Below are 24,699 nucleotides of genomic sequence, written 5' to 3' on the forward strand. Positions count from 1 at the left end.
TTAAATTTTATAAAAGCTCCATTTTATTGACAAACAGTTGCTCATATACATCTTTTACTCTTTGTGATTTATCTTTTTTCAAAACCAATATTGCATCACTCGTAATTATAAGAATACTTTTTTTTATTCCTAAAAATTCAGTGTGAATATCTGTCCCAATTACCATATTACCATGTTTATCTGTTGGCTTTCCATTAGCTTTCAGATAATCATAAAGAGATTCAAAAGACCCCATATCTGACCAATTGAAATCAGATTTAACAACTTTTAACCGTGTTGTTTTTTCCATTACAGCATAGTCTACAGATATAGAGGGAATTTCCATACTTTCTTCTAGAGGAAGCTGATTATCATGTAATTTTTCAAATGCTTTTTTTGAGGTCTCAAAAACCACCGGTTGATATTTTCTCAGCTCTTCTAAAAATATTTTAGCTTTGAAGCAGAACATTCCGGAATTCCAAAGAAAATTTCCACTATCGAGAAATTGCTGAGCCGTTTCTAAATTTGGTTTCTCTCTAAAGCTCAACACATCATTTCCCTTCACATGAATATACCCAAAACCAGTCTCTGGCCGTGTAGGAACCAATCCGAAAGTAACCAGATAACCATCTTTGGCTAATTGTATTGCTTCATTGATTGATTTGTCATATTCCACTTGATTTTCAATCAAGTGATCTGACGGGGTAATCAATAAAATATCTTCATCATCTACCGCAAATGCAGCCAATGCTATTGCAGCAGCAGTATTTCTGGGTGTTGCTTCAATAATCTGCTGATAATGATCAATGCTAATTTCCGAAAGGGCTGTTTCCGACAGGACATAATTATCAATATTACCAAGTACTAAAATATAATCAGACAAATTCTTATTTCTAAGTGCTGTAAGTTGAAATAAAGATTTATTGCCAAAAATATTTAAATACTGTTTAGGCTTATTTTTTCGCGACAATGGCCAAAGACGGCTACCAACACCTCCTGATAAAATTACATTAACAATTTTTGACATTATAATTTTTCTTTCAATTTCTCCAACCAGCTTTTTGTATGCGCTCCGTAACCATAACCATATTTGTTTCCGTATGCAAAATAATCTTTATTCACATCATTTAAAACAAAACCTACGTTTCTGATTTTTCCGGAATCTATACTACTGTTAGCAAAATCTATTAGTGTTTTTTCTGTGTATCCTGATCTTGTTACATATAAAGTAACATCAGCAGCTTCTGCAAAAAGGAAGGTGTCAGTCACTAACATTAATGGCGCTGTATCCAAAATAATGTAATCATATTTATCCTTCAGCTCTTCCAAGAGGGTTTCGTATCTGCCATTAGTTAAAAGTTCGGTAGGATTTGGGGGAATACTTCCGGAATAAATAACATCCAAATAAGGATTAAATGTAGATACATGAACAATATCCTGAAGCTGAGTTTTTGGCTCATACAAATACTCTGTAAGCCCTAATAAACCTTTCCTGGCAGGATTATATCTTTGAAGCTGTGGGTTTCTAATATCGGATCCGATGATAATTACTTTTTTGCTTGGAGTAGCTAAAGTAAGTGCTAAATTAACTGATACAAATGTTTTTCCTTCACCTTTGATTGTAGAAGTAACAAAGACTACTTTACTTTGCTTACTTTTAGGTAACAAAAAGTTAAGGTTTGTAATTAAAATTCTAAAGGCTTCTGCCATTGGCGATAAATCATTAAACTGAACAATCTCCGAATCTCCTTTCTCCACACTCGGAAGTTCTCCTAAAACAGATGCATGGGAAAGTTTTTCTAAATCATGTTTAGTCTTAATTTTATTATTAAATAATTCTTTAAGATAAATAACAATAAAAGGTAAAAGAAGTCCCAATACTAATGCTGCTATTAAGAAAAAAAACTTTTTCGGAGCAACCGGTTTAGGTGAAGCATAAGCATAATCAACAATTCTCGCTTTATTAGCTGTAACAGCTAAGGAAATAGCTGTTTCTTCTCGTTTCTGTAACAATAAGAGATATAGGCTTTCTTTTATCTGTTGCTGTCGCTCAATGCTCCTAAACATTTTTTCCTGAGCAGGAATTTTAGTGATTTTTGAACTAATCTTATTTTGTTCTCCTTCGTATTGGTTTTTAGCTAACTGAATCCCAGTCTTATTTTTAATCAGACTTTCCATTACAGAACCTTTTAAAGATGAAATCTGCTTATTCAGGTCTATAATTAATGGGTTCTGGGGAGTTGCATTTTCTAACAATCGGTTTCTTTCTAATACCAACTGATTATATGCAGAAATATTAGCAATGGCAGTAGTATTGTTTAGACCGATATTTGTAGGCAAAACCTGACTATTATTCTGCTTACCCATAAAATTGATCAATGCATTTGTCAATTCAAGCTGAGATTCCAAGTCAATTTGCTTTGCGCGAGCTTCTGCTGAAGCTTCAAGATTAATTTTTGCTTCTGTTCCTAAATCTGTAATCTGATTATTAGATTTGAACTTTTCTTTTTCATTTTCTACCTGGCCCAATTCATTTGATATAATATTGATCCTATCATCTATAAAATCTTTTGTTTTTTTAGATTCTGAATTTTTATCTGAGATAGCATCATTATTATAAGCTTCTACTAATTTATTTACAATATCTTTAGCTTTAGAAATATTTGCATAATTCAAAGATAATCCTATTACTGTTGCATCTTTATTTAATAAGGCTACATTTAGTATTCTCTGTATATGATTTACAGCATCGTCAATACTTGAATAGGTCATATATAGGTCTCCTAATTCTCCTGCTTCTAATTTATTAAACTTTGCATTTTTCAAAATTATGATATTAGCATAAGGAAGACTTATGACTTTATTAAACCTAGTTTTAATCTCAGGCAGCTCATCACTTTTTAATGTTATATTTTCTCCTGAAATTTCAATTGAAATTGGCTTTGTAGCTACTTTAGTGAAAGGCTTTTCATTCACTACTTCAATAGCTATGGGAGAGGTATTTTTATAAAGTTCTTTTTCTTTTAAACCATATTTTGTGTAGATAGAGGTTTGCAGTCTTAGCTGTTTTACAACCTCCTGCATTAGTTTTTTAGATTTAAAAATTTGTATTTCATTATCAATACTATTGGTTCCCATTCCTCCCAATGTTGACAGATCTGACAATACACCAAAATCTCCAGCTGCGGAAGTTGCTTTTTTGGCATCTTTAATAAGTACCGATGACTGAATACTGTATATAGGTATGGCAAACCTTAAATAAAAATACGCTATAATTAAAGAAATTATAGGAACAATAATAAACCATAACCAATTTTTTAAATAAGGTTTAATTATTTCCTCAATATTAATTTTTTCTGATTCCTCAATAACTGGGTTATCCATTATTTAGTTTTAAATTTTACAAGTTATTCTGTTATATATTAGCAACTGATATTGATTAGTTTATTATTCTAGATTACAGTCTTGCATCTACTAAACTTCTATCAATACAAGCTTTAGTATCAAAAATAACACTATTTTCTTTTTTCATTTTCTTATAGTCCAATGTAAGGAATTCCTGATGGGATACTGCAATGATAATAGAATCATATTTTTTATCATCCGGAATCCGATCTAAAATATCTACGCCATATTCTTGTTTAACTTCCAGTTTATTAGCCCATGGATCAAAAATATCTACTTCTATTCCATATTCTTCCAATTCGTTATAGATATCAATTACTTTTGTATTTCTGATATCAGGACAATTTTCCTTAAATGTTATCCCTAAAATTAAAGCTTGTGAATTCTTAATAACTTTACTCTTTGATATTAATAATTTAACCACTTTCGAAGCTATGAACTTCGTAATCGAGTCATTCACTCTTCGTCCGGATAAAATAACATCTGGATAATACCCTAACTGCTCTGCCTTATGAGCTAAATAATATGGATCTACAGAAATACAATGTCCGCCTACCAATCCGGGTTTGTATTTAAGAAAATTATATTTTGTACCTGCAGCTTCGAGAACATCATTAGTATCAATTCCCATTCTATCAAATATTAATGCTAACTCATTAACGAAGGAAATATTAACATCTCTTTGAGCATTTTCAATCGCTTTTGATGCTTCAGCTACCTTGATGCTTGACGCTTTATGAGTTCCTGCTATAATAATTTTTTTATATAAATTATCTATCTCATCAGCTATTTCCTTTGTAGACCCAGAAGTAACCTTTTTTACATTTGCTAAAGTATTTACTTTATCACCTGGATTAATTCTTTCAGGAGAATATCCCACAAAAAAGCCTTCATTGAACTTTAACTCAGAATATTTTTCCAGCACAGGAACACATTCTTCTTCTGTACAACCAGGAAAAACAGTCGATTCAAATATTACTATATCACCTTTCTTTATAATTTCCCCAAGCATTTTCGAAGCTGAAATTAACGAGCTTAAATCAGGAGCTTTATACTTATCAATTGGTGTTGGCACAGTTACTATAAAAATATTGCAATGAGAAATATCATTCAATTCACTAGTCCCTTTATAACCTATCTCGCTATTTGAATCTTCATATTTTTTTAAGCTCTCATTAAGTTTTTTTATATCTGCTTCAAGGGTTACATCAATGCCATTATTAAGTTGGTCAATTCTTTCGGTATTAATATCAAATCCTAAAACCGGAAAATAAATTGAAAATTCTAAGGATAGAGGCAAACCAACATATCCCTGCCCAATAATTGCTATTTTATATGATCTAATCTCATTCATTTTGTGTTCTAAGTTGCTAAGATATCTTAAAAAAATAAAGCATATTTACTTTAGATTATTCAAGTTTCACTTCTATTTTTTTATTAAACTTACAACAACTGCAACCGCAGTTATTGCAATTGAAGCAGCTGTCAGGTATATTCCTGTGTTTGGGTTTTGTTTGGATATTATATCTTTAGTATTATTAGCAGGAACTATAATTGCATCTCCTTGTTTTAGATTGTAGTAAGGTGAATTAATCAAATTTGCATCCAATAAATTTATTTTTCCATGTGTAACATTACCGTTTTCTGTTCTAATAACTAAAACATCATCTCTTTTTCCATACACCGTCAAATCTCCGGCTAACCCTAATGCATTTAAAATAGTAGCCTGTCCATTTGAAACAGTATAGTCTCCTTGTCTGTTTACTTCTCCAAGAACTGTAACTTTAAAATTGGTAAACCTTACATTCACAGTAGGATTAATTACATACTGTGTCATTTTATTTCTTAATTCCTCTTTGAAATCGACTAGTGTTTTATTTGATGTATTGAGTTTACCCAGTATTGGAAAATCAATATTCCCCTCCGTGTCTACAATATAAGTAGGTCCTACTATAGTATTTGCACCTTGATTAGGTGTATTACCTCCTGCAAGTGCATTTGTCTGAACAAGTTCTGATGAAGAATAGTTTTGATTAAACGGCTTTACTACATCCATATCTTTAGCAGTAACCAATATCACCAACTGGTCACCACTTTGTATTGTATTACTAGAATTTCTAGAAGATGATTCAACAGCCACCTTCTCAATATTCTGCATATAATTTAGGTCATTTTTTGCATTCGGATTAGTTTTACAAGAAACCAACCAAAATGCAGTCAATACTACCAGTATCTTACTCTTCATATTTTTAAAATTGTACAAATATACATTTATAATTTACTTATTTATCTAATTGTTCATACACAGAATTATTACTCTTAAACTCTGGAACAATTGTTTTTAAAAGCTTCACTACACTTACCTTGTCCTCCATTACGGAAGCATCTGTAATCAGAATAATCAGGCTCTCTATTTCTAAGAATTCCATCGCGGGATCTTTAGAAATCATAATTTTTTCATTATGGGTAGGAAGTGTTTTGGCATTATCACTTAACAATTCCTCATAAAGTTTTTCACCCGGTCTGAGACCTGTATATATTATTTTTATATCAATATTCGGTTCAAAACCTGATAACTTAATCATTCTTCTCGCAAGGTCAAGTATTTTTACAGGTTCTCCCATATCAAATACAAATATTTCACCTCCTTTTCCCATTGTTCCTGCATGAAGTACCAACTCACAGGCTTCCGGAATGGTCATAAAGTATCTTACAATATCCGGATGGGTAATCGTCACCGGACCACCAGCTTCAATCTGTCTTTTAAAATGTGGAATAACAGAACCGTTGGATCCTAATACATTTCCAAATCTTGTGGTAATAAATTTTGTGGTATTTCCTTCCACATGCTGTAAAGACTGAACAAATAATTCGGCAGCTCTTTTAGAAGCACCCATTACATTGGTAGGGTTTACAGCTTTATCTGTAGAAATCATTACAAACCTGTTGACTTTATAACGGCTTGATAAAACGGCAATATTTTTTGATCCTAAAACATTGACACGGATAGCCTCATTAGGATTTTCCTCAACCAGTGGAACATGCTTATAAGCAGCCGCATGGTACACCATTGAAAAGTTATAGGTTTGAAATACAGGTTCAACTCTATGTATATTGGAAACATCAGCCAGAACAAATTTAAATCTGATATGAGGAAATTTCTCCTTCATTTCAAGCTCAATATCATACAGTGGCGTTTCAGCCTGATCCAGAACAACAATCAATGAGGGATTGAACTGCGCTACCTGTCTTACGATTTCGCTTCCGATAGACCCTGCACCACCTGTGACCAATATATTTTTATTAAAGTGTCTGCTTCGGACTTCTTCGCTTTCTATCTTTATTGGTCTCCTGTTAAGCAAATCTTCGATCTGAAGATTCCTGATTGCTCCTCCCAGATCACTGTCTCTTAATTTTTGTACAGATGGAGCCTTGAATATATTTAAGTCTTTCTCTAAAAATAAATTAACCCATGAATTCATTTCATCTTTAGACATCATTTCTTTTACAATAATGACTCCGTCAATAATAAGATCCTCTTTTGTAGATTCTTCAATTTTGCTTTTTTCATAGATAGGTTTCCCTAATAAAGAAGCTCTTTTGGAATCTGTTCTTTGAGTAAGAAAACCTACCACCTGATAAGGCAAACTTGGGTTATCCAAAATAGCACGTGCTATAGCAATAGACTGTTCATCAATACCAAGTACCAGAATTCTTTTCTTAAGGGTACTCCTTCTGTATTCTCTGACGATGTGGAAAAACTCTTTCACATACAGTCTGAAGAGAAACAGTCCCATAAAAGAAATGATAAAGTACAGTATCAGAAATGGTGTCAGGATAAACTTTCCGCCTGTAGACCAGAAATAGATAAGATTGACCAACCCTACCACAGTCATAGTGCAGAAACAGGAAATCAACAGTTTGAAAAGGTCAATAAATGTAGAATGCCTTATAATTCCTGCATAGGTTTTGAAGAAATACATAAAAATTGTATTTATCAAAATAATAAAAGCAAAAACAATACTTTTATCTTCATGATAAATAAACTCTTTTTGAGTAATCTTTTCAATAGTATAAGTAGAAAGGAATAAAGACATTACCAGAATAATAATATCTATTACAAGTATTATCCATCTGGGAAGATATCTTACGTCTGAGAGATTGACAACATTATCACCTCCAAATATTTTTTTTCTAAGAGAGCTGTACATTGCCTGTATTTATGTTCATATTTAAATGGGTAAACCTACTTTATTAATATTCGTTTCTTGGTGATACAAAATTAAAATAAAATCCTATCTATCATTGAAGAAAAATAAATTTATTAAATTTTATTTTGAATTACTTCGGAAATCCTCGATCTGCAGTCATCCGTTAAATTGGTCCCTGACGGCAAGCAAAGTCCTGCGTCAAAAAGTGTACCAGATAAATTATTTCCAAAAAACTCACACTTTTTATACAGAGGTTGTAGATGCATGGGTTTCCATAGATATCTGGTTTCTATATCATTCTGTGAAAATATTTCTCTCAGCTTTTCTTTCGAAAATTCATCTTTTAAAATAACGGTATTAAGCCAGTAGTTTGAAAAAAAGTCATTATTAGGAGCAGAAAACAGTTCAATATTTTCATTATTTTTCACCAGCTCTTGATAAAAATCATGATTTTTTCTCTTTTGTCTGACTTTTTCGTCCAGTATTTCCATCTGTCCTCTTCCCATCCCTGCCGCGATATTATCCATTCTGTAATTATATCCTAGTTCAGAGTGACTGTAAAATTCTGCATTGTCTTTAGCTTGTGTTGCAAGGATCAATGCTCTGCTTTTGAAATGGGCATTTCTTGAGATTAAAATTCCACCGCCGCCGGTTGTAATAATTTTATTACCATTAAAGCTTATAACGGAAAGGTCTCCAAAAGTTCCGCACGGCTGCCCTTTGTATGTACTGCCCAGTGCTTCAGCACTATCTTCAACAATAGGAATTTCATATTTTTTTGAGATTTGGAGTATTTCTTCCGCCATAAAAGGCATTCCGTATAAGGATACTGCAATAATAGCTTTAGGCTTTTTTCCCTGTTGTATGCAATATTTCACGGCATCTTCCAGAGCATTCGGGCACATATTCCAGGTCTGGCTTTCGCTATCTACGAATACAGGAACAGCTTTGAGATAAAGAATGGGATTGGCGGAGGCTACAAAAGTAAAAGACTGGCAGATCACAAAATCTCCCTCCTCTACATTGAGTAATCTTAGTGCCAGATGAATAGCTGCAGTACCGGAAGACAAGGCAGTGACATGCGAATCGTTGCCTAAATAATTTTCCAGACTCTTTTCAAATTCAATTATATTGGAGCCGTATTGGGAAATCCAGTTGGTATCAAATGCGTTGTGTATATATTCAAGCTCATTGCCTCCCATATGAGGAGGTGAGAGCCAAATTTTTTCTTTTTTCAATTATCTATTTATGTTTCGTCAAAAGTATCATTTATTTTTTCATATTCAAAGCCTCTGCTCATTAAATATTTTATTGTTTTAGATTTTTTCTGATATTCCTGCATTCCTTTTTGTCGGGAATAGTAATCTGCGAAGATTTTTCTGATCATTTTTTCATAATCATCTTCGTCTATTTCATCAAAGCACTTGTTGATAAGCTTTTCTGAGATCTGTTTCTGCTTAAGATGCATTCTGATCTTATTTCTGCCCCAGTGCTTGATATAAAATTTCCCTCTGATATAGCTGCGTGTGAACCTTTCTTCGTTGAGATAATTCTCTTTCAGAAGGTACAGGATAATTTCATCTTTTGCTTCATCAATCAGCAGAAATTCTCTCATTTTTTGCTCAACCTCCGCATGGCAACGGTCCTGATAGACGCAATAATTGACCAGTTTCAGTTTTATTTCATCAAAGGTGAAAGATTTCTTCTCCATAATAGATATGAAAAAGAATGGACAGGGTGCCCATTCTTTATTATAATGTTTTAAATCAAATTAATAGTTGAACAGAGCTCTGCCTTCCATCAGTTCATTTACTTTCTTTCTTACCGAAGTGATAACTTCTTCATTTTTGATATTGTCAACCACCTCAGAAATTAGTCCTGCAATAGTATCCATATCATTTTCTTTAAGACCTCTTGTCGTGATCGCTGCTGTTCCCAGTCTGATACCGGAAGTCGTAAACGGCGATTTGTCATCAAAAGGAACCATATTTTTGTTACATGTAATATCTGCAAGCACTAATGCCTTTTCTGTTTCTTTACCATTTACATTCTTATTTCTAAGATCTACCAGCATTAAATGGTTGTCTGTACCACCACTTACGATATCGAAACCTCTGTCCGTCATTGCTTTTGACAATGCCTGTGCATTGGCTTTAACCTGCTTGGCATAGGTCTCGAACTGACCATCTAATGCTTCACCGAAAGCAACTGCTTTACCGGCAATAACATGTTCCAGCGGTCCGCCCTGAATCCCAGGAAAAACAGCTCCGTCCAATACCTGGCTCATCATTTTTGTTTCTCCTTTCGGTGTTTTGTGACCATATGTATTTTCAAAGTCTTTACCCATCATGATCATTCCGCCTCTTGGACCTCTTAAAGTTTTGTGGGTAGTAGTCGTCACAACATGGCAGTGCTCGAATGGAGAATTCAATAGTCCTTTTGCCACTAAACCAGCCGGGTGAGCAATATCTGCCCAAAGTGTAGCCCCTATTTCATCCGCAACCTCTCTGAATTTAGCATAATCAAGATCCCTTGAATAGGCTGAGAAACCTGCGATAAGCATTTTCGGTCTTTCTCTTAAAGCAACCTCTCTCATCTGATCGTAATCGATAAGTCCTGTTTCTTTCTGAACACCATAAGAAACCACCTGATATTGAATTCCTGAGAAATTAACACCTGAACCATGGGTAAGATGCCCTCCCATTGAAAGGTCCATTCCCATAATTTTGTCCCCCGCTTTCAAAACTGCAAGATAAACGGCAGCATTAGCCTGAGATCCTGAATGCGGCTGCACGTTAACATAGTCAACACCGAAAAGTTCTTTTGCTCTGTTGATGGCTAATGTTTCAACCTCATCTACTACTTCACAACCTCCGTAATATCTTTTTCCGGGATATCCTTCAGCATATTTGTTGGTCAGTACACTTCCCATTGCTTTCATTACGTTCTCAGAAACAAAGTTTTCTGATGCAATAAGCTCTAATCCATGGGATTGTCTTTGTCTCTCTTTTTCAATCAGGTCGAAAATAATGTCCATTTTACTTTTAGTTTTTGAAATTTTTCACCCCAAATGTACGGAATTTCCTGTAAGATTTCTTTATCCCAAAGTCTGATTTCGGAATAAAATTTCAGGTATCGTGTATTAATCCGGGCTTCATTTGTGACTTTTTACTTCAGTGTATAGTTTCTTTTTAAATATAAACTGGCCTTCACCAATAAGATCAGTACGGGAACTTCTACCAAAGGGCCGATAACGCCTACGAAAGCCTGTGCTGAATGAATCCCGAAAACAGCAATACTTACTGCAATAGCCAATTCAAAATTATTTCCTGTCGCTGTAAAAGCAATGGAGACATTTTTATCATAAGGAACTTTGAGCCATTTATTTATTGAGAAACTAATAAAAAACATCAATACAAAATAAATGATCAGCGGGATTGCAATTTTCACAACATCCATAGGCAGTTCCAATATTTTATCTCCTTTTAAACTAAACATTAAGACAATTGTAAATAACAAGGCATATAAAGTAACAGGTGAGATGGCAGGAATGAATTTTTGGATGTACCATTCTTTTCCTTTGAGTTTCGTAAGAAAATAACGGCTTAGAAAACCTGCTAAAAAAGGAATTCCCAGATAAATTAAAACGCTTTCCGTTACATCCCGGATAGGTACAGACACATTAAAATTACCCAATCCTAATTTTTGTGGAAGAATATTAATAAACAGCCAGACCAAAAAACTATAGGATAAAATTTGGAAAATACTATTTAAAGCAATCAGCAAAGCTGCATATTCCCGGTTTCCTTTTGCCAGGTCATTCCAGACAATAACCATGGCAATGCATCTTGCCAGGCCTATAAGGATCAGCCCGATCATAAAATCCGGTTCATTCTTAAGAAAAATAACCGCTAAAACAAACATTAAAACAGGTCCTACGACCCAGTTTAACAATAATGAAACGGATATTACTTTTTTATCCCGGAGCACTTGTGGCAATAGGCTATAATCTACTTTCGCCAGAGGTGGATACATCATCAGGATTAATCCGACAGCTAAAGGGATATTGGTGGTCCCTGAAGAAAATGAATTGGTGATTACAGAAATGCCAGGAAAAAAATATCCCAAACTTACTCCGATGATCATCGCCAGAAAAATCCAGAGTGTTAAATACCGGTCAAGAAATTTTAATTTGGTCTTCATTTTTAATGATTTATTCTGGAAAAGACATACAACATTTCGGCACCGATCTGCAGACTTCTTTCTCTGTATATTCTGCTTTGTTCAGGAGTACCATCTGAAACTTTCGGATCTTCAAATGTAACAGGAATACGTTTCTCGGCACCTGAAATGAAGGGACATCCTTCATCTGCCTGTGAGCAGGTCATAATCGCAGCAAAACCTGTATCTGGATTAAAACTATCATCATATTTTTTAGAAAATCCGATAACAGGTAAAGCATTTTCAGAATACTTAACAGCATATACAGGGTTTTCGCTTTCGCTTAATTTCCAAATATGAAAGCCAGCTTCTGTTAATGTTTCGACAACTTTAGGAAACAAAGCCGTTGTTTCCGTACCTCCGGAATAGCAGTTTACATTAGAGATTTTAAAATAGGCAGATGCAGTTTGAGCCCAGATCTGTGCAAGATGGCTTCTCCGGGAATTATGGGTACATATAAAGTTAATAGATATTGATTCCTGATTTCTTTTTTTCTGCTCTATAAAATCTATTAATGGCTGCAGCACAGCTTTTCTTTCTTCACTGATCTTCAGAGAAAGAACTTCGCCTATATATTTTGTCAGTTTAGGATTCATTCCAGTCATTATAAGGTTAAATTTAGCAACAGCCTGAACCTGGTGTACAGCCTGAATCCTGATGTACTTTTAACTCACTCAAGCTTATTTTTTGCTTTTCCTGAGGAATTCCACAGGCATCTGCTGCCAGACAGGCTGTCAGTTTATTTCTTAGGACAAAGTTTTTACCATTAAATTCCAGATCATATTTCCCAATGGTCTGATCCTGATATTCCACTTCAATTTCAAAATCTCCGATTCCCAGCTTCTCTTCGGACAGGCTGATGATATGCAGCAGTTTTCCGGGCTTAAGACGGTGTTCATAATCTTCTGCATTCCAGAGCTGAAAATTTACACGTTCTTCTTTCCTGATGGTTCCGCCACAGTCGATGAAGTTTTTGGTAACCATCCCTATCTCAGTAACGTGGAAGTGTTCCGGTACCAATCTTCCGTCTTCCAGCTGGAATTCTACATTTTCCAATCCCGGTAAAATGTTTTTAATGTCTGATAATTTCATGATTCAATATTTAATTGTTATAATGCAATATTACGATGATTAAATTCAAAAAAATTTTAGCAGCAATTCTGCTTTTTAACAGTGGAAATAATATTTGAGAAGAAAGCACTTAAAATTTCAAAAGCTTTTTCATCAATACAGTAGCATACGGAATTGCCCTCAATATTTCCTTTGATCAGGCCTGCATTCTTTAATTCTTTCAGATGTTGTGAGACCGTAGGCTGTGCAAGAGGTAATTCATTGACGATATCGCCGCAGATGCATTCATTGACTTTCAGAAGATATTCAATGATGGCAATTCTTGCCGGATGTCCCAAAGCTTTTGCAATCACCGCAATCTTATTCTGCTCATCTGTAAAGAAATCTGTTTTTGTAGCCCCCATGACATTTATTTATATCGCAATATTACGATAATATATTTTAGCCACAAAATTTTAAAGTAAAAATCCCTGCAGAAATTTCCGCAGGGACCGCACCAATTTATAATATATAATTAAAAACTTTCTTCTGCAAGCTCTTTATTGACAATAGCTCCCGTGAAATTTCCCTGAGCAACAGCATTGGCTACAGACCTCATCATGGTCACATTATCACCGCATGCAAAAACACCGGGAATATTGGTTTTATGCATAGAATCAATTTTGATAAAACCATGTTCGGTAAGCTCACAGCCTAGGTCTCCGGAAGCGTCGATATTTTGCTGAAAAGGTATTTTAGCATACAGTGCTTTCAGAGAGATTTCTTTTCCGCTTTTAAAGATGATCTTCCGGATGTTTCCGTTTTCGTGCTCTAGTTTTTCAATTTCGTCTTCAACAAGATTGATATTATTCTGAGCCAGTTTGCTTTTCTGATCTTTAGAAAGAACCGATTCGCCATTACTGAACAGAAAAAGATCTTTTGTGAGGTTATACACCAGTTTTGAAAACTCATAGCCCATATCACCATCTGAAAAGATTCCGGTCACCTGATTTCTCACTTCATAACCGTGACAGTAAGGACAGTGCAGGACTGAAATTCCCCAACATTCTGCAAATCCGGGAATATCCGGCATGATATCCTTCACTCCCGATGCCAGGATCAGCTTTTTAGCATAGAACTTTTCGCCAGCAGAAGTTTCTATTTCAAATCCTTTATCTGTTTTTCTCAATTTTATGACGGAGCCTTCATGAAATTTCACCGTATCATATGCTTCGACCTGTTTGCGGGCAAGATCAGCAATTTCTTTTGGTGCTTTTCCGTCATGCGTTATAAAGTTATGGGAGTGGGGTGTCTGCCTGTTGCATGGTTTCCCGTTATCGATGATCAGGGTGTTTCTTAATGATCTTCCTAAAGACATTCCTGCTGATAATCCTGCATAGCTTCCTCCTATGATAATAACCTCGAAATTTTTCATTTTGCTAAATAATATGGTTGCCAGTTTATTTCATCTTAGCTTTTCGCTTTTCCATTACAAAGTTAAAATAAAATTTCATTAATGCAATATTGTTGCATTAATATTTTGTCATAATACTGAAGATTTATAAAAGAAAAAAGCTGATTTTAAACTTATTAAATTTAAAATCAGCTGTCAGTCAATATATTTATTATTGAATATGATCCGCGAATCAATTATTTTTGAAGAGTTTTAAAATTTTATATCGTGTTTTCATAGGTTTATTCCATGACGGTCAAACTAGAAAATGCTTCACTTTCAGGGTTGTGCCATTACTACTAAGTGCTAATATCCATGCTTCACTTCCTTGATCTCCTCCCTTATTTTTTGGTTAATATCAACTTTTGCTCCTTTAAAACTAAAGATGGTGGTTCCTTTTTCACGGGCAAATTTATTGACAATGGAATCTGCAGCTTTGGAGCTTTCGAAATAAGGGCCTGTTTCTTCTAATTCATCATCTTCTTTGGAAAATTCCTTTACCCGGATCAGGTTCTCATATTTTTCACTGAGATCAAACCAATTAATATAATCCGCATTGAAGGAAACTGCTCTGATTCCTTTCCGGGTATAATAATTAACGGCTCCTGCCTGTCCATAATTATCACAAAGAACCAAAGTTCTGCCACTTTCTGAAAGCCGGGAATACTCTGCATCAACTTTTTGAGCGAGTTCTTTCCATCCCTGCATATCTGCAAAATCCTGAGGTAACGCATGATCTTTACCATCTTCCCACCGGAGCAGTCCCATCTTTTTATATTTCTCAGGATGACTGATGATATATTCCGGGCTTTTATTGGGAAAAGCAAGAGTATATAAAGGTAAAAACAGCAATACAGGAAGCAGGATAAAAAAAGGTTTTAAAAACTTTTTCCAGCCTTTTTCAAATGTATGGGCCAGAAAAACAGATCCGAATGCTATGAAAACGGGATAAAGCCCGACCGCATAATAATCTTTGGCCCTGAAAAACAAAAATAAGGCAATGGTGATTACATACATCCAAAAGAAGGATCTGAACTTTTCAAACGGTTTATAAAAAAGCAGAGCATAAAATCCGGCAATGATGACCAATAATGAACCTATGAAGAAAAGGAGCTGAGATGTAAAGAAATCAAGCCTGTCAACGTGGACCAACTGTCTTTCAGTAAGCTCTTTCATATGATGAACCACGGGAAAATCATAATGGTACTGCCACAAAAGATTAGGAAATACAATTAATAAAGCGACCAGTCCCGCTCCGTAAAGATGAGGCTGAGCAAAGATTTTCCTTTGTTTCGTCAATAGAATGGCAGGAAGAATCCCCAACACAGAAAAGACAATATTATATTTATTCAAAAAGCCTATTCCAAAGATTACGGCAGCAATGTAAAGCCATTTTACTTTTTCAGAATTAAAATACAGTATCAGGACATAATAGATAAGGGTCCAAAGCAATATCTCCAGGGAAGTAGGCTGAAAAAGCATATTGATGCGGAGAAGTACTGAAAGCAGAATCCCTGTTGAAGCCAGAATTTTGGCGTATAAACTACCCTGAAGCTCTTCAATAATTTTCCATACAACAACGATGGTCATTGCTCCGAAGAATGCCGGGAAAAATTTCACCCAAAATACGGATCCTCCAAGTATTTTAATCAACCAGGCCAGCCATGAATTCACAGGAGGAATGGAAAGGTATCCCCAGGCCAGGTGGCTTCCCTGATCCAGATGCAGGTATTCATCTCTGTGTAGCTCATACTCAGAGCTGATCAGGGAATACTGGAGGATGAATTTTACAAGGATAAAGAAAAAGAGAATCAAATAGCTTTTCTTCATAGTTATTAGGTTTGTATGATTATTGTTTCTTTTAAGACAATTTATTAAAAATATCCATTACATCAGTTCAGCCCCATTAAAAATAAAAATCCTGAGAAAAAGTTCCCAGGATCATACAGTTTAAATATAATAGTGTTGTTTACTATTTTTTCTTTTCTTTAAGCTCTTCTTTGTCTTTATCGGAAGGGTTCCATACTTTCACTTCAGAGTCTTTGGTAAGCCCTGAAAGAATCTGCACATTAATACCGTCGCTGGCCCCTAATTTTACATATACTTTTTTGAATTTACCATCCGGCTGCTTCACTTCTACAAAAGGAGTGTCTTTCCCGTTTTTCTTTTCGTACTGAATAAGTGATTCATCCAATAGCAATGCATTTTTTTCAGATTTCAAAACGATTTCACCGTTGGCAGAAAATCCTGCTCTGATGTATTCGTTGTTAGGGTTGTTCACATCCCCTTCTACCGGGAATTTTATGGTTCCGAGGTTATCTTTTCCTTTAGGTGCGATCATGGTCAGTTTTCCCGGGAATGTTTTGTTCTGAAGGGCACCGATCACGATTTTCATATCCATTCCCTGCTTCAGCTTTCCTGCCTGAGCTTCATCAATCTCCCCCTGGAAGATCAAAGAATTAAGGTCTGCAATGGAACATATCGTTGTCCCGGCATTGAATGAGTTGGCCTCGATCACCTGGCTTCCTACTTTTACAGGAACTTCAAGAACAGTACCTGCTGCTTTGGAACGGATCTGCGTGGTTGCAAGACCCTGAAGCTCCGGAGTAGCTCCCGTTTTTACGATCTGCAGTCTTTTCTGAGCTGTAGCCAGCTGCTGATTGGCATTTCTAAGGGCCTGCTGCTGTGAAAACAGTTGCTGCTGCGAGTTTAGGTACTCCTGCTTGGAAATAACGCCTTGCTTGTACAGTTTTTCCTGCATAGAATATTGCTTCTGCATATTATCTACATTCATTTTAGCATTGCTGATCTGCAGCTGAGAGTTCACCACTTCCTGCTGAGCATTGTTTACATCAGCAATATTGGGGATGATTCTCACTGTAGCAATCAGCTGTCCCGCCGCTACTTTATCTCCTTCATCTACCAGAATTTTATCAATGATTCCTGCAATATTCGGCTTGATCTCGATCTCTTCTTTCGGAATGATTTTTCCTGTCGCCATGACTTTGTCCTCCATGTCCTGGTACTTTGGTTTTCTGGTCAGGAAAGCTTCACTTTCTTTAGAATTTGATTTCACGAGATACCCGATCCCGAAGAACAATGCCACTGCAAATAAAAGCCCGAGTACAATATAAATGGCTTTTTTCCAAGTGAATTTCTTTTTCATATATCTAGTTTATTTTTTACGTTTAAAAGGAGAAAAATTAATTGAAAGAATTTAACATTAAAGTCCGTCATTATTTTTCAAATTATTTTATTTTCAAATTAACATATTACTACTCTGATCTCAGGGCTTCAATCGGGCGGATCTTTACTGCACGCTGTGCCGGAATCATCCCGATAATAAGGCCAAGAATTACCATTACAGCCATGGCACCAAATACGTTTGCATAATTTACAGTCGGATTATAGAATGGAAATTCATCCTGATTCTGGGTGACTGCATTTAAAATGATGAGGACAAATATCCCAAACATAAATCCGAGAATTCCCGAAGAGAGTGTAATGACAACACTTTCCAGAAGGATCTGGTTTCTTACTTCAGCCGGTTTCGCTCCTAAAGCTCTCCGTATCCCGATTTCTTTGGTTCTTTCTTTTACCGTGATCAGAAGAATATTCGAGATGGCAATAACTCCTGCAAGAATCGTCAGTGTTCCTACAATAATCGTTAAAAGCTGCATCCCTGTAAGGAAACCTGTCAGTTTTTTAAATTCTTTACCTAAGTTGAAGCTTCCAAAAGCGTTGGTATCTTCGGGGGATACTTTATTTTTGGTCTTCAGCACCTGTTTTACACCTTCCTCTACTCCATTAACGTCTGCATTGGGTTTACTTACAATAGCAAACATATCAATCTGTTCCCCGGCATTATACATTTTTGTATAGGTTGAGAGGGGAATAAAAGCAGTCCGGTCATTTTCAAAACCACCTCCTTTTTTTACTCTGAAAACACCGATCACATTAAAGAATATACCTTTTATATTTACCTGCTTCCCAACCGGATTCTCTTTTTTCTTGGCATCAAAGAAGTTCTTGTAGATCTCTTCTCCAATCACCACAACATTCTTATTTCCAACAACATCAGCATCATTAAGGTAACGTCCGAAAATAAGTTTTTTCTCAGAAATTTTATTTCCCACCGCGTAATCTCCCGTAAGAGAATAAGTGCCGTTTTTACCGTTTCTCGACATGGACTCGCCGGGCGTTCCGGTAAAGCTTCCTCTGGCATTTTGGGGAGAGATATAATCTATGGCAGTAACTTTTCTTTTCAGCATATCCATATCTGATAATTGGAGGTGAACTTCCCTTCCTTTCGGAAATCCTTCATATGGAATGGAGGTTTTCTGAGCCCACAGAAAAATGGAATTGGTTGCAAATCCGGAGAATAGCTTATCGAAACCATTTTCCATCCCTTTTGCCGCTCCAAGAAGACTCACATACAAAAACATTCCCCAGCCTACACCAATCATGGTAAGGAACGTTCGAAGCTTATTATTCCTCAATGAATAATAAATTTCCTGCCAAGTATCTTTTTTAAATAAAATGTTCACTTCTTTGAGTTATAAGTTTATACTATACAATTGATAAACGATAATTGATAAATAATGGGTGATAGAACCGATAAACCTATTTTATCATCACCTTTATAAATTATCATAAGTACATCATTATTCAGTTCTCAGCGCTTCTATCGGTTTGATCCTGGAAGCTCTGTATGCCGGAACGAATCCTGCAATAAGCCCTGAACATACCAAAGCTATAAATGCCATGAAGATTGTTCCCCATCCTACACTTGGGCTTTTAATAAAATATTCTTCAAGACTGTCTCCTATTAAACTCAGTGCCAATACACCCACCGCAACTCCAATAATTCCTGAAACTACCGTGATCACGACACTTTCCTGTACAATAAGAGCGACAATACTTTTCGGTTTGGCTCCAATAGCTTTACGGACACCAATCTCTTTGGTTCTTTCTTTCACGATATACACCATGATATTACTGATCCCGATAATTCCTGCCAGCAATGTTCCCAGTCCGATAAAACCTACAATAATGGTAAGCACTGCCATAAACTGGAACGTCTCGTTCATATTCTGGGCATTATTCCAGACACGGACTCCGTTTTCATCGTCGGGAGCAACATTTTTTCTCGCTTTCAACCGATCTTTCAGCTCATCACCATATTTAATGGCTTCCTGAGGGGTAAGCTTTTCGTTATAAGCAATATATGCGGTAGACACGGTATCGGAACCCTTTTTCATCTGCTGAAGGGTGGTGATAGGAACGGTAATATGCCTTTCATCCCAATCTCCTCCGTCATCGGAAAACACCCCTACCACTTTGAACATGGTTCCGTTGATATTCAGGTCTTTTCCTATCGGGCTTCCGTTCTTGATCAGGTCACGCTGCACCATTCTTCCGATCACCGCTACATTCTGCTTTCTTGCAAGGTCCATAGGTGAAAGATAGCGTCCGTCCAGCATCTTTCTGTTCTCAATTATCTTTTCTCCCGGTTCCGCCCCGTTGATCTGGTACGTACCGCTTTCTTTGCCATACTTTACCATTAAGCTTGTCGTGTATCTTGGGCTGGCATCACCTACTTTCTCTTTATCTGTATTGATCAAGAAATCATAATCTTCATTATCCATCGTCACAGTCCTGTCAGACTGGAGACCTTTATAAGCCAGCGTAGTTTTGCCGGTATAGATCGTAATAAGATTCTGTGCATCTCTTGCAAAACCTTCGGTAAAAGCATTCTGAAGCCCCTTTCCTATTCCGAAAAGAACAACAAAAATAAACAGCCCCAAAGCCACTGTAAACCCCGAAAGCACCGTCCGCAATACATTACTGCGAATGGAACTGAATATTTCCTGCCAACGATCTAGGTCAAACATTTTTTATTGGTATTTTAAAGATTGAAAATTTAAGAGTAAAGATTAAAAAATAGTCTCTAAATTTTCAAATTATCTTATTATCAAATTCAAATCAATACAGTCTATAAAACAATCTGCTTGATAAACTCATCACTTTCTATGATGCCGTCTTTCAGTATCACATTTCTTTTCGTCTGTGCGGCTACATCCGGTTCGTGGGTCACAACGATGATCGTTCTTCCTTCATTATTGATGTCCTGAAGAAGTTTCATAATATCGTGCGTCGTTTTTGAATCCAGTGCTCCGGTTGGCTCATCGGCGAGCACTACTTTAGGATCTGTGATTAGCGCTCTTGCAATGGCTACCCTCTGTTTCTGTCCCCCGGAAAGCTCGTTGGGAAGGTGGCCTGCCCATTGTGCAAGACCTACCTTTTCCAGATATTCCAGTGCTTTCTGATTACGCTCCTTTCTCGGAACGTTTTGGTAATATAAAGGAAGTGCTACATTTTCCAGCGCTGTTTTATAGCTGATCAGGTTGAAAGACTGAAAAATAAAACCCAGGAATTTACTCCTGTACTCCGCAGCTTTTACTTCAGACAGATGCTCAATCGGAACATTATCCAGCTCATAGGTTCCTGAATCTTTTTCATCCAGAATACCAATGATATTAAGAAGCGTAGATTTTCCGGAGCCGGAACTACCCATAATCGAAACAAACTCGCCTTCGGAAATATTAAGATTAATCCCCTTAAGAACGTGCAGTTTGCTTTTCCCCGTATCGTATGACTTATGTAAATCCTGAATTACTAACATGAAGTGATGCTTGTTTTATACCCAATAAGTAGATGTTATTTTCAATTTGTTACAAGAACAAGAATTTATTCAAATATTTTATTGTTTAACTCGTTTAACCTTTATTTATAATAGCTTACAAAAAAGTGTTTAACTGTAACTTTAATTTTTCATTTATTTTTTACTGCTAACCCCTTGTAAGCCATTATCAGTGGTGGTTTCATGTAAATGTGGAAAACTTTTACAGTTAAAACTCAGCCAATTAGTATTTACCCCTTTCAAAATCAGTTCTTTTTTTCGAACTTTGTCATTAGTTCTTTACAAGAAACCTACACTTATAAATGTGAATATGTTTTTCATGTAAATACCAAACATACAAGAAGTTAAGCATTACTTCAATGTTATCCACAGTGATGCAGATTATTTAATTTTAAAGCTATTTTAATATGGGAATTTTCGATAAAAGAGTAAGTTACAAGCCATTTGAATACCCTGAGGTTCTTCAGTTTGTAGAGGCGATCAACAAATCGTTCTGGGTGCATTCGGAAGTGGATTTTACTGCAGATGTTCAGGATTTTCATTCGCAGTTAGAGCCGCACGAAAAACATGCTGTGAAAAATGCACTTTTAGCCATTGCACAGATCGAGGTGTCTGTAAAGACATTCTGGGGAAACCTATACCATCACATGCCAAAACCTGAACTGAATGGTCTTGGAGCTACTTTTGCAGAATGCGAATTCCGTCATTCTGAAGCCTATTCCCGTTTATTGGAGGTATTAGGATACAACGAAGAATTCACAAGCGTAGTAGAAATTCCCGCTATCAAAAAGAGAATCGACTTTTTATCAAACGTTCTGAAACATGCCAATTCTACAACTCCGAAAGAATATGTATCTTCTCTTTTGCTGTTCAGTATCCTGATTGAAAATGTTTCGCTTTTTTCCCAGTTTGCCATTATCCTTTCTTTCACAAGATTTAAAGGTTTCATGAAAAATGTTTCTAATATCATTGCATGGACTTCTATTGATGAGCAAATTCACGCAAACGGTGGAATTTATTTAATCAATAAGATCCGTGAGGAGCAACCTGAACTATTGACAGATTCTGACATCGAAGACATCTACACATTGGTAGATCAGTCTATTGAGCTGGAAAGTGAAATCCTTGACTGGATCTTTGAATTGGGAGAATTAAGCGTTTTCTCAAAAGAAGATCTTCTGAACTTCATGAAATACCGTGTGGACGACAGCTTAAAGAAAATTAATATGGAAACCCGTTACAATGTTTCTCCCGAGCAGTACCGTCCAATGAAGTGGTTTGAAGAAGAGGTTTTCGCAAATTCTATGGATGATTTCTTTGCCAAAAGACCGGTAGATTATACAAAACACGATAAGAGTATTACGGCGAACGATTTGTTTTAAGGAATAATATGACGCGAGCGAAGCGAGCGGCAAAGCAGATAGTATAACAATATCAAACTGAACCTATCAAAGCATTTTACTCAAAAAAAGTTTCTTCATTCCCCGGAATGACAAAATCTCATTCAAAGCATAAAAATGATCAATGTAATCGTAACCTATACCGTAAAGCCTGAATACGTTTCAGAAAACAAATCCCATATTCAAAAGTTTCTGGATGATTTCAAAAATCTTGATCAGGAGACATTTGAATATAAGGTGTATGTAAAAGAAGACGGGGTTACCTTTTTACATTATTCAAACTACATCAATGAAGAAGTTCAGCATGAGGTTTTGAATACCCCTTCTTTTAAGGAGTTTCAAAGATTAAGAGATGAAAGCGGACTGAACGGGACGCACAAAGTGGAAATATTACAATCAATATAAAAAACAACAAAATTCCGGAGCATAAACACTGCTCCGGAATTCGAAAATATAACATCTATGGAAGAACAAAATTCAAATATATGGTGGCTCAACGAGGAGTCTGAGCAAATGCTGAACAGAGGATATCTGTTAAAAGGGGAAACTGTGGACGGAGCCATCGACAGGATTACTACTGCAGCTGCAAAAAAATTATATAAACCGGAACTACAGCCCGCTTTCAAAGAAATGATCACCAAAGGATGGATCAGTTTCTCATCTCCTGTCTGGGCAAATATGGGAACACAGAGAGGTCTTCCTATTTCTTGTTTCAATGTTCACATTCCGGACAGTATTGAAGGAATTACCCACAAAATGGGTGAAGTTATTATGCAGACGAAGATCGGAGGCGGAACTTCAGGTTATTTCGGAGAGCTTAGAAACAGAGGAACTGCCGTAACGGATAACGGAAAATCTTCAGGAGCGGTTTCGTTCATGAAATTATTCGATACTGCCATGGATGTGGTTTCCCAGGGAGGCGTAAGAAGAGGCGCTTTTGCTGCTTATCTGGATATTGACCACGGTGACATTGAAGAATTCTTATCAATCAAAGATATCGGAAGCCCGATTCAGAACCTGTTTACAGGGATCTGTGTTCCCGATTACTGGATGCAGGATATGATCGATGGGGATATGGATAAGCGTAAAATCTGGGCAAGGGTTCTTGAAAGCCGTCAGCAGAAAGGTCTTCCGTATATTTTCTTCACCGATAATGTTAACAGAAACAAACCTCAGGTGTATAAAGACCTGGGAATGCCTGTCAATGCAAGTAACCTTTGCTCTGAGATCATGCTTCCTTCTACAAGAGAAGAATCTTTCATCTGCTGTTTATCTTCCATGAACCTGGAATTGTATGACGAGTGGAAAGATACTGATGCTGTAAAATTAGCTGTTTACTTCCTGGATGCAGTTTTAACTGAATTCATCGAAAAAACAGAAGGAAACTACTATCTTCAGGGAGCCAGAAACTTTGCCTTACGTCACAGAGCACTTGGATTGGGAGTTTTAGGATACCATTCTTATTTACAGAAAAATATGATCCCGTTTGAAAGTTTTGAAGCGACTCAGTTCAATGCGAGAGCATTCAAACATATCAAAGAACAGGCAGAAACTGCTTCAAGAGAATTAGCCAATATCTACGGTGAACCGGAACTGTTAAAAGGGTACGGTTTGAGGAATACCACGACAATGGCTATTGCTCCTACCACTTCAAGTTCTGCAATTTTAGGACAGACTTCTCCCGGAATTGAGCCGTTTGCATCCAACTATTATAAAGCCGGTCTTGCCAAAGGAAACTTTATGCGTAAGAACAAATATTTAGCAAAATTACTGGAAGAAAAAGGTCTTGATAATGAGGAAACCTGGAGAACAATCATGCTGAACCATGGTTCTGTACAGCACCTGAAAGAGCTTACTGACGAGGAGAAAGCAGTATTCAAAACATTCAAAGAGATCTCTCCGATGGAAATTATCTCTCAGGCTGCTCAAAGACAGCAGTATATTGACCAGGCACAGTCTCTGAACTTACAGATTCCATCTACAATGCCTGTAAAAGATGTCAATTACCTTTATATCGAGGCATGGAAAAAAGGTGTAAAAACTCTTTATTATCAAAGAAGTTCTTCTGTTTCTAAAGAAATGATGGTCAATTTTGTGACCTGTTCCGCTTGTGAAGCATAATATTTTAAACAGCAACATTCCATACTATCAAAGAGGCTGTCTCAAAAGGGGCAGTCTTTTTTTGTGTCTCAAAGTTTGCGATCTACAATTTTTCAGGTTTAGATTTCCGTTATTTGTTTTTTCAGGAATTTTTTTGATATTTTAGTAAAAAGCAGG

The 24,699-nt window shown here is 36.2% G+C and carries 21 protein-coding genes; 3 read left to right on the plus strand and 18 right to left on the minus strand.

Going from position 1 to position 24,699, the window contains the following annotated elements; all coding sequences use genetic code 11:
- Positions 1–7: 7 nt before the first annotated feature.
- From J4Q03_RS18690 to J4Q03_RS18775, 18 genes are all read right to left on the minus strand, one after another.
- Complete coding sequence (locus J4Q03_RS18690; RefSeq protein ID WP_426049629.1) at positions 8–1,006, minus strand: mannose-1-phosphate guanylyltransferase; 999 nt, start codon at positions 1,004–1,006, stop codon at positions 8–10.
- Positions 1,006–3,363: a GumC family protein gene (locus J4Q03_RS18695; RefSeq protein WP_426049630.1), complete on the minus strand. Its 2,358-nt coding sequence runs from the start codon at positions 3,361–3,363 to the stop codon at positions 1,006–1,008. The genes J4Q03_RS18690 and J4Q03_RS18695 overlap by 1 nt, the downstream gene beginning before the upstream one ends.
- Positions 3,364–3,436: 73 nt before the next feature.
- Positions 3,437–4,738 (minus strand): nucleotide sugar dehydrogenase, encoded by a 1,302-nt coding sequence (locus J4Q03_RS18700; protein ID WP_426049631.1) that lies wholly within the window; start codon positions 4,736–4,738, stop codon positions 3,437–3,439.
- Positions 4,739–4,810: 72 nt separating this feature from the next.
- Positions 4,811–5,629 (minus strand): polysaccharide biosynthesis/export family protein, encoded by an 819-nt coding sequence (locus J4Q03_RS18705; protein ID WP_426049632.1) that lies wholly within the window; start codon positions 5,627–5,629, stop codon positions 4,811–4,813.
- A gap of 37 nt (positions 5,630–5,666) precedes the next feature.
- Positions 5,667–7,595: a polysaccharide biosynthesis protein gene (locus J4Q03_RS18710; RefSeq protein ID WP_426049633.1), complete on the minus strand. Its 1,929-nt coding sequence runs from the start codon at positions 7,593–7,595 to the stop codon at positions 5,667–5,669.
- Between the two features lie 113 nt (positions 7,596–7,708).
- Positions 7,709–8,797, minus strand: a complete 1,089-nt coding sequence (locus tag J4Q03_RS18715) for an aminotransferase class I/II-fold pyridoxal phosphate-dependent enzyme (protein WP_426049648.1) — start codon at positions 8,795–8,797, stop codon at positions 7,709–7,711.
- Between the two features lie 44 nt (positions 8,798–8,841).
- On the minus strand, positions 8,842–9,306 hold the full coding sequence (locus tag J4Q03_RS18720; protein WP_426049634.1) for a regulatory protein RecX: 465 nt from the start codon (positions 9,304–9,306) through the stop codon (positions 8,842–8,844).
- 60 nt (positions 9,307–9,366) lie between these two features.
- Positions 9,367–10,632 (minus strand): serine hydroxymethyltransferase, encoded by a 1,266-nt coding sequence (gene glyA / locus J4Q03_RS18725; RefSeq protein WP_426049635.1) that lies wholly within the window; start codon positions 10,630–10,632, stop codon positions 9,367–9,369.
- Positions 10,633–10,763: 131 nt separating this feature from the next.
- Positions 10,764–11,798, minus strand: a complete 1,035-nt coding sequence (arsB, locus tag J4Q03_RS18730) for an ACR3 family arsenite efflux transporter (protein WP_426049636.1) — start codon at positions 11,796–11,798, stop codon at positions 10,764–10,766.
- A 2-nt stretch (positions 11,799–11,800) separates the two neighbouring features.
- Positions 11,801–12,412 carry a protein-tyrosine-phosphatase gene (locus J4Q03_RS18735; RefSeq protein ID WP_426049637.1) on the minus strand — a complete coding sequence of 204 codons (612 nt, stop codon included), beginning with the start codon at positions 12,410–12,412 and terminating at the stop codon, positions 11,801–11,803.
- A 22-nt stretch (positions 12,413–12,434) separates the two neighbouring features.
- A complete protein-coding gene (locus J4Q03_RS18740; protein ID WP_426049638.1) occupies positions 12,435–12,908 on the minus strand; it encodes a DUF6428 family protein in 474 nt (157 codons plus the stop codon).
- A 56-nt stretch (positions 12,909–12,964) separates the two neighbouring features.
- On the minus strand, positions 12,965–13,291 hold the full coding sequence (locus tag J4Q03_RS18745) for an ArsR/SmtB family transcription factor (RefSeq protein WP_426049639.1): 327 nt from the start codon (positions 13,289–13,291) through the stop codon (positions 12,965–12,967).
- Between the two features lie 110 nt (positions 13,292–13,401).
- Positions 13,402–14,301 carry an NAD(P)/FAD-dependent oxidoreductase gene (locus J4Q03_RS18750; RefSeq protein WP_426049640.1) on the minus strand — a complete coding sequence of 300 codons (900 nt, stop codon included), beginning with the start codon at positions 14,299–14,301 and terminating at the stop codon, positions 13,402–13,404.
- A gap of 324 nt (positions 14,302–14,625) precedes the next feature.
- Entirely contained in the window at positions 14,626–16,149 is a 1,524-nt protein-coding gene (locus J4Q03_RS18755) for a glycosyltransferase family 39 protein (protein WP_426049641.1), read from the minus strand.
- A gap of 142 nt (positions 16,150–16,291) precedes the next feature.
- Positions 16,292–17,485, minus strand: coding sequence for an efflux RND transporter periplasmic adaptor subunit (locus J4Q03_RS18760; RefSeq protein WP_426049642.1), 1,194 nt, complete (start codon positions 17,483–17,485; stop codon positions 16,292–16,294).
- Positions 17,486–17,594: 109 nt separating this feature from the next.
- On the minus strand, positions 17,595–18,866 hold the full coding sequence (locus J4Q03_RS18765) for an ABC transporter permease (protein ID WP_426049643.1): 1,272 nt from the start codon (positions 18,864–18,866) through the stop codon (positions 17,595–17,597).
- Between the two features lie 117 nt (positions 18,867–18,983).
- Positions 18,984–20,213: an ABC transporter permease gene (locus J4Q03_RS18770; RefSeq protein ID WP_426049644.1), complete on the minus strand. Its 1,230-nt coding sequence runs from the start codon at positions 20,211–20,213 to the stop codon at positions 18,984–18,986.
- A gap of 101 nt (positions 20,214–20,314) precedes the next feature.
- A complete protein-coding gene (locus J4Q03_RS18775) occupies positions 20,315–21,004 on the minus strand; it encodes an ABC transporter ATP-binding protein (protein ID WP_034704703.1) in 690 nt (229 codons plus the stop codon).
- 425 nt (positions 21,005–21,429) lie between these two features.
- Here J4Q03_RS18775 and J4Q03_RS18780 point away from each other — a divergent pair, with 425 nt between their 5' ends.
- From J4Q03_RS18780 to J4Q03_RS18790, 3 genes are all read left to right on the plus strand, one after another.
- Positions 21,430–22,404 (plus strand): ribonucleotide-diphosphate reductase subunit beta, encoded by a 975-nt coding sequence (locus J4Q03_RS18780; protein ID WP_426049645.1) that lies wholly within the window; start codon positions 21,430–21,432, stop codon positions 22,402–22,404.
- Between the two features lie 135 nt (positions 22,405–22,539).
- The gene (locus J4Q03_RS18785; RefSeq protein WP_426049646.1) at positions 22,540–22,827 is read left to right on the plus strand and encodes a hypothetical protein; all 288 of its coding nucleotides are present in this window, start codon (positions 22,540–22,542) and stop codon (positions 22,825–22,827) included.
- A gap of 48 nt (positions 22,828–22,875) precedes the next feature.
- Complete coding sequence (locus J4Q03_RS18790) at positions 22,876–24,543, plus strand: ribonucleoside-diphosphate reductase subunit alpha (RefSeq protein ID WP_223560202.1); 1,668 nt, start codon at positions 22,876–22,878, stop codon at positions 24,541–24,543.
- Positions 24,544–24,699: the final 156 nt, after the last annotated feature.

The sequence above is a fragment of the Chryseobacterium sp. NFX27 genome, from assembly GCF_049887855.1.
GTDB lineage: Bacteria > Bacteroidota > Bacteroidia > Flavobacteriales > Weeksellaceae > Chryseobacterium.

Excerpts from the sequence above, each read along its gene's own strand:
- J4Q03_RS18735 (WP_426049637.1), bottom strand. The coding sequence starts at position 12,412 with ATGAATCCTAAACTGACAAAATATATAGGCGAAGTTCTTTCTCTGAAG.
- J4Q03_RS18760 (WP_426049642.1), bottom strand. The coding sequence starts at position 17,485 with ATGAAAAAGAAATTCACTTGGAAAAAAGCCATTTATATTGTACTCGGG.
- J4Q03_RS18780 (WP_426049645.1), top strand. The coding sequence starts at position 21,430 with ATGGGAATTTTCGATAAAAGAGTAAGTTACAAGCCATTTGAATACCCT.
- glyA (WP_426049635.1), bottom strand. The coding sequence starts at position 10,632 with ATGGACATTATTTTCGACCTGATTGAAAAAGAGAGACAAAGACAATCC.
- J4Q03_RS18755 (WP_426049641.1), bottom strand. The coding sequence starts at position 16,149 with ATGAAGAAAAGCTATTTGATTCTCTTTTTCTTTATCCTTGTAAAATTC.
- J4Q03_RS18775 (WP_034704703.1), bottom strand. The coding sequence starts at position 21,004 with ATGTTAGTAATTCAGGATTTACATAAGTCATACGATACGGGGAAAAGC.
- J4Q03_RS18700 (WP_426049631.1), bottom strand. The coding sequence starts at position 4,738 with ATGAATGAGATTAGATCATATAAAATAGCAATTATTGGGCAGGGATAT.
- J4Q03_RS18750 (WP_426049640.1), bottom strand. The coding sequence starts at position 14,301 with ATGAAAAATTTCGAGGTTATTATCATAGGAGGAAGCTATGCAGGATTA.
- J4Q03_RS18695 (WP_426049630.1), bottom strand. The coding sequence starts at position 3,363 with ATGGATAACCCAGTTATTGAGGAATCAGAAAAAATTAATATTGAGGAA.
- J4Q03_RS18705 (WP_426049632.1), bottom strand. The coding sequence starts at position 5,629 with ATGAAGAGTAAGATACTGGTAGTATTGACTGCATTTTGGTTGGTTTCT.
- J4Q03_RS18770 (WP_426049644.1), bottom strand. The coding sequence starts at position 20,213 with ATGTTTGACCTAGATCGTTGGCAGGAAATATTCAGTTCCATTCGCAGT.
- J4Q03_RS18745 (WP_426049639.1), bottom strand. The coding sequence starts at position 13,291 with ATGGGGGCTACAAAAACAGATTTCTTTACAGATGAGCAGAATAAGATT.
- J4Q03_RS18720 (WP_426049634.1), bottom strand. The coding sequence starts at position 9,306 with ATGGAGAAGAAATCTTTCACCTTTGATGAAATAAAACTGAAACTGGTC.
- J4Q03_RS18690 (WP_426049629.1), bottom strand. The coding sequence starts at position 1,006 with ATGTCAAAAATTGTTAATGTAATTTTATCAGGAGGTGTTGGTAGCCGT.
- arsB (WP_426049636.1), bottom strand. The coding sequence starts at position 11,798 with ATGAAGACCAAATTAAAATTTCTTGACCGGTATTTAACACTCTGGATT.
- J4Q03_RS18785 (WP_426049646.1), top strand. The coding sequence starts at position 22,540 with ATGATCAATGTAATCGTAACCTATACCGTAAAGCCTGAATACGTTTCA.
- J4Q03_RS18715 (WP_426049648.1), bottom strand. The coding sequence starts at position 8,797 with ATGGGAGGCAATGAGCTTGAATATATACACAACGCATTTGATACCAAC.
- J4Q03_RS18740 (WP_426049638.1), bottom strand. The coding sequence starts at position 12,908 with ATGAAATTATCAGACATTAAAAACATTTTACCGGGATTGGAAAATGTA.
- J4Q03_RS18710 (WP_426049633.1), bottom strand. The coding sequence starts at position 7,595 with ATGTACAGCTCTCTTAGAAAAAAAATATTTGGAGGTGATAATGTTGTC.